At 70.5% G+C, this 12,796-nt stretch carries 10 protein-coding genes and 2 pseudogenes; 5 read left to right on the top strand and 7 right to left on the bottom strand.

Going from position 1 to position 12,796, the window contains the following annotated elements:
* Nucleotides 1-99: 99 nt before the first annotated feature.
* The 4 genes and pseudogenes from ACFYW9_RS38495 to ACFYW9_RS38480 form a co-directional block, all read left to right on the top strand.
* Nucleotides 100-663, top strand: a pseudogene (locus ACFYW9_RS38495) (phosphotransferase); the annotation flags it as partial.
* A 153-nt stretch (nucleotides 664-816) separates the two neighbouring features.
* A complete protein-coding gene (locus ACFYW9_RS38490; RefSeq protein WP_389159711.1) occupies nucleotides 817-975 on the top strand; it encodes a hypothetical protein in 159 nt (52 codons plus the stop codon).
* 446 nt (nucleotides 976-1,421) lie between these two features.
* Nucleotides 1,422-2,306 carry a CAP domain-containing protein gene (locus ACFYW9_RS38485; RefSeq protein WP_389159710.1) on the top strand — a complete coding sequence of 295 codons (885 nt, stop codon included), beginning with the start codon at nucleotides 1,422-1,424 and terminating at the stop codon, nucleotides 2,304-2,306.
* 164 nt (nucleotides 2,307-2,470) lie between these two features.
* Nucleotides 2,471-2,632: pseudogene (locus tag ACFYW9_RS38480) on the top strand (kinase); the annotation flags it as partial.
* Between the two features lie 271 nt (nucleotides 2,633-2,903).
* On the opposite strand, the gene ACFYW9_RS38475 reads toward ACFYW9_RS38480, so the two are convergent.
* Nucleotides 2,904-3,761, bottom strand: a complete 858-nt coding sequence (locus ACFYW9_RS38475; RefSeq protein WP_389159709.1) for a saccharopine dehydrogenase NADP-binding domain-containing protein — start codon at nucleotides 3,759-3,761, stop codon at nucleotides 2,904-2,906.
* A gap of 136 nt (nucleotides 3,762-3,897) precedes the next feature.
* Between ACFYW9_RS38475 and ACFYW9_RS38470 the strand changes: the two genes are divergently transcribed.
* The gene (locus tag ACFYW9_RS38470) at nucleotides 3,898-4,578 is read left to right on the top strand and encodes a TetR/AcrR family transcriptional regulator (RefSeq protein ID WP_389159708.1); all 681 of its coding nucleotides are present in this window, start codon (nucleotides 3,898-3,900) and stop codon (nucleotides 4,576-4,578) included.
* A 152-nt stretch (nucleotides 4,579-4,730) separates the two neighbouring features.
* On the opposite strand, the gene ACFYW9_RS38465 is transcribed toward ACFYW9_RS38470, so the two are convergent.
* The 6 genes from ACFYW9_RS38465 to ACFYW9_RS38440 form a co-directional block, all read right to left on the bottom strand.
* Nucleotides 4,731-5,465, bottom strand: a complete 735-nt coding sequence (locus ACFYW9_RS38465; protein WP_389159707.1) for an ABC transporter ATP-binding protein — start codon at nucleotides 5,463-5,465, stop codon at nucleotides 4,731-4,733.
* On the bottom strand, nucleotides 5,462-7,297 hold the full coding sequence (locus ACFYW9_RS38460) for an ATP-binding cassette domain-containing protein (protein ID WP_389159706.1): 1,836 nt from the start codon (nucleotides 7,295-7,297) through the stop codon (nucleotides 5,462-5,464). Before ACFYW9_RS38460 ends, ACFYW9_RS38465 begins: the two co-directional genes overlap by 4 nt.
* Nucleotides 7,294-8,163: a branched-chain amino acid ABC transporter permease gene (locus tag ACFYW9_RS38455; RefSeq protein WP_389159705.1), complete on the bottom strand. Its 870-nt coding sequence runs from the start codon at nucleotides 8,161-8,163 to the stop codon at nucleotides 7,294-7,296. Before ACFYW9_RS38455 ends, ACFYW9_RS38460 begins: the two co-directional genes overlap by 4 nt.
* A 7-nt stretch (nucleotides 8,164-8,170) precedes the next feature.
* Entirely contained in the window at nucleotides 8,171-9,331 is a 1,161-nt protein-coding gene (locus ACFYW9_RS38450; RefSeq protein WP_389159704.1) for an ABC transporter substrate-binding protein, read from the bottom strand.
* 106 nt (nucleotides 9,332-9,437) lie between these two features.
* Nucleotides 9,438-11,189 carry a thiamine pyrophosphate-binding protein gene (locus ACFYW9_RS38445; RefSeq protein WP_389159703.1) on the bottom strand — a complete coding sequence of 584 codons (1,752 nt, stop codon included), beginning with the start codon at nucleotides 11,187-11,189 and terminating at the stop codon, nucleotides 9,438-9,440.
* A complete protein-coding gene (locus ACFYW9_RS38440) occupies nucleotides 11,186-12,688 on the bottom strand; it encodes an aldehyde dehydrogenase family protein (protein WP_389159702.1) in 1,503 nt (500 codons plus the stop codon). Before ACFYW9_RS38440 ends, ACFYW9_RS38445 begins: the two co-directional genes overlap by 4 nt.
* Between the last annotated feature and the right edge of the window lie 108 nt (nucleotides 12,689-12,796).

The raw sequence follows: 12,796 nt of genomic DNA, 5'->3' as shown, positions 1-12,796 counted from the left end.
CAGACGATCTCCCCGGAACGATCAAGTTCCTGACCCGCACGAGTCCGCCACTCCCACCCCACACCAGCCCCGTGACCTGCGAGATCAGGATGAAATGATCTCACTCGTGGCGACCACGCGGCCGAGACGCTGTCGGACTTCCTCCGGGCGCTGCACGTGGAGGCGCCCGCCGACGCACCGACCGTTTCGGACTTCGGTGCTCATCCCAAGGACTGCACGGACGGCTTCGAGTACTTCTTCCAGGCTGTTGCCCCTACCGACCTCGCCGACGAGATCCGTGAAGTCTGGGGCGAGGCGGTGGCGGCCCCGGCGTGGGAGGGCCCACCGGTGTGGGTACACGGCGACCTGCATCCCGCGAACGTCGTCGTCGCGGACGGGACATTGGCGGGTGTCGTCGACTTCGGCGCACTCTTCGCCGGCGACCCGGCGTGGGACCTCGCGGCCGCCTGGCTGCTCCTTCCTGCGGGCGGCGCCTCACGGTTTTTCGACAGCTACGCGCAGGCGGACGAGGCAGCGGTGCGACGGGCGCGCGGACTGGCCGCGATGAAGAGCCTGTTCTTGATGTCGATGGGCCAGAACGGGGACCGCGGCCTGCCTGGCGGCAAGCCGAACTGGGGGTCCGCGGGCCGGTCCGCACTTGATCGTGTCCTGAAGGGCCTTTGACGTCGGCATGGATCGACTGGGCTTCCCCGGCGGTCATGCACTCGCTGACAGGAATCGATGCAGCCCTGGCCATGGGAACCGTCCAGACCGAGCCCCCTTGACCCCGGTCCGCCAACTGGCTCAGTCGGGCGGACCTGCTCCCGTTGGAGACCCATGCTCCTTGTCGGTCTCCCGGCCGACCGACTGGGCCAGGGACCGCAGACGCTGCGGCAGAACCCGGTCGAGGGCGAGGGGCTGGGGGCCGGTCGACGACGTCACGGCGTCTACGCCGGCGGCCTCGACGCGCTCCTGCGCACGGTCGTCGCCGCCTGACTGCACCCCCGCACGCCGGGCACCGAAAGGGTTGTGGGGCGAGTCAGTGACATCCCTCACGTGCCCGGTCCCCATCAACGTGCCGCGATAGTACGTGGCGCGTGGCGGATATAGGCGGATCTGGCATATGGAAACAGGCATACGCGGCATCTCGGCCGGAGTCGTCGGCCCGGGTCACCGGCTTCGAGCCGCCGGACCGCTTCCGCCGCCCTTCTGACGGAGGGTCAGGCGACGTCGGCGTCCGGCGCGGCGGCCCGGCACAATCCCGGGCCGGATTCAAGGATGCCCTCGCCTACTAGGCGAGGTAGTGGAAGCCCCCGTTGTCGTGACCTCCCGCGGCTTTTAACAATGACGGCCCCGCAAGGCGTCCCAGCAGGTCAAGCGCAGTGTCTGTGCGAAACCGAGCCCGCCGGAGGCGCAAGGAGAGTCGACCGAACGAGGTCCGCATGAGGAACCACCGGAAGCACGGCAGGAAGACGCGCCGCCGGCCCATAGCCGTCGCCGTCCTGGCGATGGGCGCGGTGGCGGTGCCGTCGGCCGCCATGGCGTGCATGGGCGACGAAGGAGCCGAGGCCGTCACCGCCACGTCCAGCGGTCCATGGACGGACGGGAGGAAGGCGTCCTGGGACGGACACCGGACGGACGGGAGAAAGGTGTCCTGGGACGGGCACCGGACGGACGGGAAGAAGGCGTCCTGGGACGGGCACCGGGGGCGGGACGTCCGGACCGCGAAGCCCACGGCGACGGCTTCGCCCTCGGCCTCGGCCTCGCCGACGACCTCTCCCAGGACTGAGGCGCCCGCCCCGGAGAAGCCCAAGGCGCCCGTCTCGAAGGCGACCACCCCGCCCGCCCCGACGAGGACCGCCGCCGCGCCGAAGCCGACCGCCGTGCCCTCCTCGACGACCGCCGCACCGAAGCCGCCCACCACCACGGCCCCCGCCGCAGGCACGGCGACCCCCGCCGTCGCCCGCGTGGTCGCCCTGGTCAACAGCGAGCGCGCCAAGGTCGGTTGCTCCCCGCTCGCGCTGAACGCGAAGCTCTCGCAGGCCGCCCAGGCCCACAGCGCGGACATGGCGAGCCACAACACCATGTCGCACACCGGTTCCGACGGGTCCGACCCGGGACAGCGGATCACGCGCGCGGGCTACCTCTGGAGCACCTACGGCGAGAACGTCGCGTACGGGTACTCCACGCCCGAGCAGGTCATGGCGGGCTGGATGGCCAGCGCCGGCCACAAGCGCAACATCCTGGACTGCGGCTTCAAGGAGATCGGTGTGGGGGTGGCGCAGCCCGGCAACTACTGGACGCAGGACTTCGGCACGGCCCGCTGACGCTCACGGGGCCCACGCCCGTCATGCCCCGCCGACCATCACGCCGACCGCGGCCGCTCCGCTCGCTCCGGAGCGGCCGCGGCCGGCGTGGGTGCCGTTCTGTCCAGGGCGCAGGTACTGCGCGAGTCCGGGGCGTCGAAGAAGAATTCGGCGTGAAGGCCCTGATGGTGGGCACCGAAGAAACCCGGCTGGTCGTGGTCCGCGGCAACAGCGCCTCAGGGAAGTCGTCCGTCGCGGCCGGCCTGCGTGAGCGGTTCGGCCGCGGCCTGGCCCTGGTCGGCCGGGACGACCTCCGCCGCATCGTGCTCCGAGGCAATAGAAGACCGGCCCCCGAGTTCCGTCCATGCGCCGGTGCCGGGGAGCGCGGGCGGGTCCCTCCCGGCATCACCGTGCTTCGAATTCGCTCCCTGCGAGCTGTGACGAGGACGCCCTGTGCGGCGCCTCGGGCCCAGTGACGCGAAGTGGTCGCTCTGGTGGGACAGTTCGGCCGTGCCGTGTGACTCTCCGGGACCGGCGTGCGGCCTTGCCGGGGCCGTGCGCGGGTCGAGCACGCGTCCGCGTGACCGAAGTGCTGCTCCTGCGCATCGCAGTCCGGCTTCAGCTGTGAGCGGCCGGTTCGGCCGTCAGGTCGGCGAAGTCCCCGAGCATGTGCGAGGTGTGCGCCTGTCGGCCCGTGACGAGCTGGAAGTTCCGTGCTGCCGCGTGGACCAGCAGGCTCCCGCCCTGCAGCACCGGGCACCCCAGGGCCCGTGCCGTCCGCGCGAGCGATCCGGGGCCAGGGCGGTGGTCGAGGTCGCAGATCCACAGGTCGCTACGAAGCGACTCGCCGAGCACCTGGGCCAACCGGTCGGACTCCTCCGTGGGCGGGAGGGCGTTGACGAGTCCGTCGGCCTGCTTGAGGTGACGGTCGAGCACCTCGACCGGATGGGCCGTGGCGGGACGGTGCACCGCGTGCCGGTTCACGGCCTCGGCCAGGGCTGAGGCCCGGGACGGGTCGGTGTCGATCAGGGTCAGGTGTTCCACGCCGCGTTCGGCGAGTGCGTGGGCGGTGGACACCCCGGCACCCGTCGCGCCGACCTGTACGACCCGGGAGAGCGCGGCGTCCGGCAGGCTCCGTGCGAAGGCGGTGGTGAAGGCGTCCATGCCGGTGTCGTGGCCGGTGGCCCGGCCGTCCGTGGCGTAGATGACGGTGGTGACCGTTCCTGTTCTGGCGGCGTCCCGGGACAGTCCGTCCAGGGCCTCCACCGGGTGATCGGTGGAGGCGGCCACGCTGAGTCCCGAGAACCCGAAGACCCTGCAGTCGTCCAGCAGCGTGCCGAAGTCCCGCCGGCAGTTCAGGTGTCGGCACAGGTAGCGCAGGCGGTGGCGTTCGGCTTCGCGGCGGTGGAGTTCGGAGCTGACCGAGAACTCGGCTCCCGGCGCAATCAACCCGACCAGGTACGAGTGCTGGTTCATCCGGACTCCACACGAGTAATGTACGAACTGGTTCGTTATCAATACCAGGATCGGCGCGCTGCGGGAAGTGGCACGGATGCCCCGACCGCGCCCAGGACACGCCGCGCCTCCGGCCCGGGGCGGGCGAGGGGGTCACATGGGCACGGCCGTCTCACCGGACCGGCACCGTCCGCACGACGCGGACCGCACACGGCGCGAGATACTCGCGGCAGCCAGAGCGGAGTTCGCGGAAGCCGGGTACGCTGGCGCGCGCATGGACGAGATCACCGCCCGCACCCGCACCAGCAAGAGGATGATCTACTACTACTTCGGCAGCAAGGAAGGCCTGTTCACAGCCGTCCTCGAGGAGGCCTACCGTGAAATCCGCCGGCAGGAGCTGCTGCTGGACGCCGATGAGCAGGACCCGATCGAGGCGATGCGCCGACTGGCGGAGCTGACCTTCGACCATCACGAGGCCCACCCCGACTTCGTCCGCCTGGTGAGCATCGAGAACGTCCACCGAGGACGTCACCTGGCCCGGTCGCGGCATCTGAGGGACCTGCGGACCCCGGCGCTCACGGTCATCGAAGGGATCCTGCGCAGGGGGCGGGAGAGCGGGCGGATCACCGCCGACGTCGACGCGGTCGGCATGCACGCCTTCATCAGCTCGTTCTGTGTCTTTCCGGTGGCCAACCGGCACACCTTCGCGGCGCTGTTCGACTGTGACCTGCTCGCGCCGGTGCACCGCGACCGGCTGCGCACCATGCTCGGGGACATGGTCGTCACCTACCTGACGGGCACCGCCGCGCGGCAGGAGCCTGTGGTGTCACAGGCGTGAGCGCAGTGCCCTGACCGTCTGTCCGGCAGAGGCGAGCACCGGCGCAGGGAGTTGCCCGCTTCGTCCGCCGCCCCGACCGGGTACACCCCCGGTCGGGGCCCGCGGCGCAGGCACGCATCGATCGGTGGTCGGCGTGTCAGTAGCGGCGGTATTTACAGGCCCAGGTACACCTCCCGCACCCGCGGATCATGGCTGAGCTGTGCGGAGGTGCCGCGCATGGCGACCTGACCGTTCTCCATCACGATGCAGTGACTGGTCACCCCGAAGGTGAGCTTGGCGTTCTGCTCCACCAGGAGCAGGCTCAGCCCTTCCTCGCGCAACCGCAGGAGTACGTCGAGGATGCTGCCGACGAGCTTCGGCGACAGGCCCATGGACGGTTCGTCCAGCACCAGCAGACGCGGACGGGTCATCAGGGCGCGGCCGATGGAGAGCATCTGCTGCTGCCCGCCGGAGAGTGCCCCTGCCAGACGCTCGCGCATCTCCTTCAGCACCGGGAAGAGGGCGTAGATCTCCTCGAGTTGCCGGTGGGTCTCCTTGTCCCAGGCGCGGGAGTAGGCGCCCAGCAGGAGGTTCTTCTCGACCGACAGCCCGGGAAAGACGTGCCGGCCCTCGGGGACGTAGCCGATACCGTGGCGGACCATGTCGCGGGCCTTGACCCGGGTGAGGTCCTTGTCGCCGAGACGGACGCTGCCGCCGCTGCGCGGGACCAGCCCCATGAGCGCCTTGAGGGTGGAGGTCTTGCCGGCGCCGTTGGCGCCGATGATGCCGACGGACTGGCCGGGCTCCACGCTGAAGTCGATGGAGCCGACGGCTTGGACCCCGCCGTAGTGCACGCTCAGTTCCCGCACACTCAGGCACTCCGCGGCGTTGCCCGCGATGACCTTCACGAGGTCGCCTCCTTCGCACGGTCGGGCCGGTCGGCGGCCTCGGGAGTGTTCATGCCGAGCTCGGCCAGGTCGGACTCGCCGAGGTAGGCCTCGATGACCTCCGGCGCGGTCACGACCTGCTGAGGGGTGCCCTCCGCGATGACGTTCCCGCTGGACAGGACGGTGACCTTCTCGCACAGCGACATCACCAGCCCCATGTTGTGCTCGATGAGGATCACGGTCGTGCCGCAGTCCCTGATGGAGCGGACGATGAGGATGAGCTGCCGCACCTCCTCGCCGTTGAGCCCGGCGGCCGGTTCGTCGAGCAACAGCAGCCTCGGCCGCGCCGCCATGGCACGGGCGATCTCGATACGGCGCTGGATGCCGTACGGCAGCGCCGTGGGGTCGGCGTCCGCGAAGTCCGCGAGCCCGAATCGCTCGAGCACCTCGTCCGCCCGCGCCCGCAGCCGACGTTCGCGCGCCCACACTCCCGGCTGCCACACGGCGTACTGCCAGATCGACCGGGTGCGGCTGCGGTCGAGCGCGACGAGGACGTTCTCCCGCACGGTCAGCTGCCCGAACAGGCGCAGGTTCTGGAACGTGCGGGACAGGCCGACCAGTGACAGGACGTAGGGCCGGGCGGTGGTGGTGTCGGCGCCGGCGAAGCGGACCGTGCCCGCGGTCGCCCGGTAGAAGCCGCTGATCACGTTGAACAGCGTCGTCTTCCCTGAGCCGTTGGGACCCACGATCCCCCGGATCTCGCCCTCGTCCACGGTGATGGACACCTCGTCGAGCGCTCGCAGTCCCCGGAACTGCTTGGTGACGCCTTCCACCGCGAGCAGCACGTCCGCGGTGTCAGGACGCTCGACGGGGGAGTAGGGCGTGAAGGGACGCAGCTCGGCGCGGACGGACTCCCGGCCGCGCCGCCGCTCGTACACGCCGCGCAGCCGCGCCGGGACGCCGGCGAGACCGGTCGGCGCGAACACGACCATGAGGACGACGACGATGCCGTAGCCGAGTTGGGCGTAGGTGGAGAAGTCCGAGAGCCATTCCCGGACCAGGGTCAGCCCGATGGCTCCGACCACACAGCCCACCAGGGACCGGCGGCCGCCGATGATGACCATCGCCAGCAGGATGAACATGTTCCCGATGGAGAACGTCTCGGGTGCGACGTAGCGGATGAGACCCGAGTAGAGGACTCCGGCGAGGCCGCCGTAGAGACTGGCCAGGAGGAAGGCCGTCATCCGCAGCAGCGGGATCTCCGCCCCCATCGCCCCGGCCGCCAGGGAGTCGTCGCGCATGGCGCGCAGCCGCCGGCCGAGCGAGGTGCGGACGACGAAGAGGCCGAAGACGAGCGCGAGGCCGAAGACCACGGCTTCCAGGTAGTAGTAGAGGTACTCGCTGGACAGATCGATGCCGGGCAGCGTGGGGCCGGGGACACCGGAGATGCCGTCGGCACCGCCGGAGATGTGGGCGTTGGTGATCCAGTTGATGAATCCCAGGGCCAGACCGAGGGTCACGATCCCCAGATAGTGCGACTGCATCCGCAGGGCTGGAACGCCGACGAACAGGCCGGTGACGACGGTGGCCAGGACGGCGAACAGGCTCGCGGCCCAGAAGCCGTACCCGTAGTGGGTGGTGAGGACGGCCACCGTGTAGGCGCCGACGCCGAAGAACGCGACCTGGGCGAGGTTGATCTGGCCGGAGACGCCCATCGCCAGACCCATCCCGATCGCCAGCAGGGCGTAGATGAGGGCGATGTTCACGACGTGGATCGTGTAGCTCCCCAGGCCGTAGGGGAGTATCCAGGCGGCGACGATGATCGCGCCTGTCGTGCCGATGCGGGTCTTCATGCGCGGCTGACCGTCCTCTCGCCGAAGATCCCCGTGGGCCGGATCATGATGGCCACGGTGAAGACCAGGAACGTCACCAGGACCGAGTAACCCTGGAAGTGGCCGGCGGCGTAGGAGTCGAGGACGCCGATGGCCACGCCGCCCACCACCGCCCCCTGGATCGAGCCGAAACCGCCGAGCATCGCCGCGGCGAAGCCCTTGATGCCCAGCGCGCCGCCGAGGGAGGCGTCGACGTAGAGCATGGGGCCGACCAGACCGCCCGCGAGGGCGGCCAGTCCGGCTCCGATGGCGAAGGCCAGGGCGTTGCTGCGCCCCACGTCGATCCCCACGGCGGTGGCCGCCTCGTGGTCCATCGCGACCGCCTGCATGGCCGCGCCGCGCTTGGTGCGCGACAGGAAGAAGGCCAGGGCGACGACGGCGATGGCTGCGACCGCCATGACCAGCAGGTCGTAGGTGCGTACCCGGATACCGAGGATGTCCAGGGGCGCGGAGTGGAGGGGCGAGGGGACGGCGCGGCCGGTGGTGCCCCAGATGAGGACGGCGACCGCCTGCAGCACGATGCCGAAGCCGATCGTGCCGATGAGCATGAGGTCGAAGTCCTTGTTCTCCAGCGGGCGCAGCACCCGCTCGATGACCAGGCCGATGGCCCCGGTGACCACGATGGCGGTCACCATGGCCACGGCGAAGGGCAGCTTGGAGGTGAGGTAGAACGTGGACGCGGCGTACGCGCCGATCATGGCGATGTCCGCGTGCGCGAAGTTGACCAGTCCCATCGTGCGGTAGACGAGGGAGAAGCCCATCGCGACCAGGGCGTACACGGCCCCGAGACTCAGACCGCTGACGAGCGTCTGCAGGGTGTCTTGCACGTCGTCCTCAGTTCTGCGCGACGAGCGCGCCGGACTTGATGACTCCGATGCTGGTCTTGGTGATGCCGACGCCGTCGGCGCCGTACCGGAACTGCCCGAGCAGGCCGTCGTACTGGGTCGCGCGGATCGCGTCGGCGAGCTTCTTGCCGGTCGCCACCTCGCTGTTCTTCAGCGCGGTGAGCAGGATGCTGGTGCCGTCGTAGGCCTTGGCTCCGTGCAGTTCGGCGTCCTCGCCGTAGGCGGCCTTGTAGGCGGCGGCGAACTTCTGTGCCGCCGGGCTGACGTCGTTGCCGAGGTAGGGAGAGCTGACGATGGTGCCCTCCGCCGCCTCCTCGCCCGCGGTCTGTGTGAAGACCGGGGTGCCCTGTGGGGCGGCGCCCGCGAACGGCACGGTGATGCCCAGGTCGCGGGCCTGCTTGACGATGAGGCCGGCCTCGACCTCCTCCGAACCGATGAACACCACCTGCGGCTTCTTCGCGCGGATCTTGGTGAGGGCGGCGCTGAACTCCTTCTGGTCGGTGGTGACGACCTGGTCGGTGACCGGGGTGACGCCGAGGTCCTTGGCGGCCTTGGTGAAGGCGTCGTGCTCACCGGTGCCGTAGGAGCCGTTGTTCGTGATCATCGCGATCTTCTTGTAGCCCTTGTCCTGGATCAGGTACTTCGCCAGCGTGGTGTCGTAGGTGGTGCTGGTCGGACCGTTGAGGAACAGGAACTCGCTCTTCAGCGCCACGAGCCCGTCGGACTGGCCGGAGGTGATGTTGGGTATCCCCGCCTGCTTCAGGACGGGCGCCATCGCGATGGTGACGGCGCTCTCGGCGGTGCCGATCATCGCGATGTAGTGCTCGCCGGCGATCTTGCGGGCCAGGTTGGTGCCCGTGGTCGGGTCTCCCTGGTCGTCGAACGACTTCAGCTGGATCTTGCGGCCGTTGATGCCACCCTTCTTGTTCCACTCGTCGACGGCGAGCTTGGCGCCCTTGTACTCCCAGTCGCCCAGGGAGGAGAGCTGGCCGCTGCGGGCGTCGACGACGGCGATCTTGATGGGGCCCGAGTCGGAGCTGCCGCTCTTGTCGGAGTCGCCGGGCGCGCTGCACGCGGTGAGGGTCGCGGCCACGGCGATGGCGGCGGCGAGCAGGGTGCGTGGGGCCGAAGGCGGGGAGATGCGGGACATGAAGGTCACCTCGTCGGTGTCGGTGGGTTGGCAGGCAGGGGTGGGGGAGGCGACGCGAGCCCCGCCGACCGTGATGCCGGGCCGGCGGGCGTTGTACGCGGGGGGATCAGAGAGCGTCGGCGGGGAAGCGGCCGGCGTAGATGTCCTTGATGTTCCAGTGCCCCGGGGTGGGCACCGGCTCGTTGACCATGGGGACGTCGAGGACGGCCGGGCGGCGGCGGGCGATGGCGTCGTCGAGCGCCTTGCGCAGGTCGCCGGGTGCGGTGACGGTGTAGCCGTCGGCGCCGCAGGACTCGCCGTACCGCGCGAAGTCCGGGCTGTAGGGCCGGCCCTCGGCGTCGGTGAACTCGCAGCCGTAGGAACGGCCGAAGGACGAAGCCTGCAGGTCGGCGATGGTTCCGTGGGCGCGGTTGTTCATCACCACGAAGATGACGGGCGCGCCCTGCTCGACCGCCATCGGCACCGCCGGCAGTTGGGCGCTCATGCCGCCGTCACCGATGAGGGCGACCACGACGCGCTCGGGCAGGGCGATCTGCACACCGACGGCCGCGGCCGGGCCGAAGCCCATGGTGGAGGCGCCTCCCGGAGTGATGAAGCGGCCTTCCTCGGGCAGTTCGTAGCACTGCGCGACGCCGTTCTTGTTCCAGCCGACGTCGGTGACCAGGATCGCGTCGTTCGGCAGGGCCTCGCGCAGGTCGGTGAGGATGCGCTGGGGCCGCAGCGGGAAGTTGTCGCTGCGCCCGGCCTTGCGTGCCGCGTCGAACACACCGGTTCGCGCGGCGGTGATGCTCTCGCGCAGGCCCGGACGGGAGACGGGCGTGCTCCGGCGGGCCCGGACCGCCGCGCCGATCTTCTCCAGGGCGAGTTCCACGTCCGCCACGGCACCGATGTGCACGGGGTAGTTGCGGCCGATCTCGGCGGGGTCGATGTCGATCTGCAGCAGTCGGCTCGGCGGGAAGTTCCAGGTGTGCGTCGCGTCCCAGGAACTGGCGTCGGTCTCGGCGAAGCGGGTGGCCAGCGCCAGGACGACGTCGGCGCCCTTGGTGCGTTCGTGGGTGTTCTCCAGTCCCCAGAAGCCGGGCATGCCCAGCAGCAGGGGATGACGGTCGGAGACGACGCCCTTGCCCATCAGGGAGTGGGCGAGCGGGATGTCGAGGTGCTCGGCGAGGGCCAGCAGCTCGGCGCGGGCACGGGGGCCGCGCAGGCCGCCGCCGAAGTAGATCAACGGGCGCTCGGCGTCGAGCAGTTCACCGGCGATCCGGTCGGCGGTCGCCTCGTCCAGGCCGGGGCGGCCGAGGTGCCCGGGCAGCGGGTGGCCGCCGTCGTAGGGCGCGACCGGCCGGTTGAACAGGTCCATCGGGACATTGATCAGCACGGTGCCGGGTCGGCCGGCGGCGGCGGTGAAGAAGGCCCGTTCGGTGACGCGCGGGATGTCCTGGACCCGCTGGACCTCCCAGGTGCGCTTGCAGAAGGGCCGGTAGATCGCGGTCTGGTCGGCGTCGGCATGGAGGTTGACCTCCTGGTGCGGGTGCCGGCCGTAGTAGTAGGAGGGGATGTCGCCGGTGATGACGACCAGCGGCACGGAGTCCAGGGCGGCCGTGGCGACGCCGGTGACGGCGTTCATCATGCCCGGCCCCACATGGGTGAGCAGTACCCCGGGGCGGCCGGTGGCCCGGGCGTAGCCGTCGGCCGCGTGGGCCGCGGCCTGTTCGTGCCGGGCGATCACGAACTCGATCGAGCTCGGGCCGAGTGCGTCGAGCAGGGCGATGTTGGTGTGCCCGCAGGTGCCGAAGACGTACTCCACACCGTAGGACTCGAGCTGGGTGACGAGGGCTTCGGCGGCGGTCACGGTGGTCACGAGTCCTCCTTGGGCAGCTCGCGGCTGTCGCCCCAGACGGACAGCCCGCGCAGGACGAGGGTCTTGACGACGGTGTAGTCCTCGATGAGCCAGCGAGGGGCCTCGCGGCCGAAGCCGGAGTCCTTCACACCGCCGAACGGAACATGGTCGAGGCGGAAGTTGGAGGTCCCGTTCACGATCAGCCCGCCGACCTCCAGGCGTCTCCAGGCGGTGAGGATGCGCGTGATGTCGTGGGTGAACAGGCCGGCCTGCAGTCCGTACCGGCTGGCGTTGCACTGGTCGAGAACGGTGTCGAAGTCGTCGAAGGGCAGGACGGCGACCAGTGCGCCGAACACCTCGTGCACGACCACGGAGGCGTGGACGGGCGGGTCGGCGACGATGGTCGGTGCGGCGGTGGCGCCGTCACGGGTGCCGCCGCGGATCACCCTCGCGCCCAGCCGTCGTGCCTCGCTCGACCAGGCCACCACGCGTTCGGCCGCGTTCTCGTCGACCATGGAACCGACATCGGTGCGGTCGTCGAGGGGATCGCCGACGACCAGCGCGTCGACCGCCGCGGTGAAGGCGTCGAGGAACTCGGCGTAGCGGGACCGGTGGACGTAGACGCGCTGCACGGAGATACAGCTCTGGCCGGAGTTGCTGTATCCGGTGCGGGCACTGATCCTGGCGGCCGCCGCGGCGTCGGCGTCCTCGCACACGATCGTGGCGGCGTTGCCGCCCAGCTCCAGGGCGAGTCGCTTCCGGCCCGCGGCGCGGGCCACGGCGGCACCCGTGTCGGCGCTGCCGGTGAAGCTGATGACACTGACCGGATCGGCGGCGCACAGGGCGGCCCCGACATCACCGCCGCCGTGCAGCAACTGGACCGCCTGGTGGGGCATGCCGCTGTCCAGGAGCAGGGCGACGACGGCGGCCGAGCCGGCCGGCGCCTGCGGCGGGGCCTTGACCAAGGTGGTGTTGCCCGCCGCGAAGGAGGCACCGAGCTTGTGGGCGAGGAGGTTGGCCGGCGCGTTGAACGGCGTGATGGCCAGTGCCACTCCGGCGGGCGCCCGGTAGGTGAAGGCGGTGTTGCCGATGCCGGTGTTCCAGCCGGCCACGGGCAGGGTCTCGCCGTCGACGCGGCGGGCCTCGGCCGCGCAGACCGCGAACGTGGAGGCCACCCGTTCGATCTCGGTGCGGCTGTCCTTGACGGGTTTGCCCAGTTCGAGGGCGAGAAGGCGGGCGAGCCGGTCGCGGTGGGCGAGCGCGTCGCGTGAGGCGGCCTCCAGGATGTCGGCGCGGGCGGCGGGCGCGAGGTCGGCCATCTGCCGTGCGTAGCCGCCGGCCCGCGCGACCGCCGTGTCGATCTCGCGCTCGGTCGCCGCCGGGGCGCGGCTGACGGTGCGCCTCAGATAGGGGCCGGTGCGATCCGTGGGAGGGCCTTCGCCGCCCCAGGATCCGGCGATGTAAGGGAGGGCCTCGACCACGTCGTTCCGGTCGGCGGCCTTGAGGAGGTCTTGCAGCATCACGTCTCCAGAAAAAACCATCTGATGGTTTCCGTGGACTGCTCTGTGGACTGGCGTGTAACGTACGGGCGCCGGGAGGCCGTGGCAATAGGTCGGCGTGAGGAAGTT

It is taken from the genome of Streptomyces sp. NPDC002698 (genome assembly GCF_042888945.1).
In the GTDB taxonomy this organism is placed as follows: Bacteria; Actinomycetota; Actinomycetes; order Streptomycetales; family Streptomycetaceae; genus Streptomyces.
This window is presented reverse-complemented; position numbering and strand designations above follow the sequence as displayed.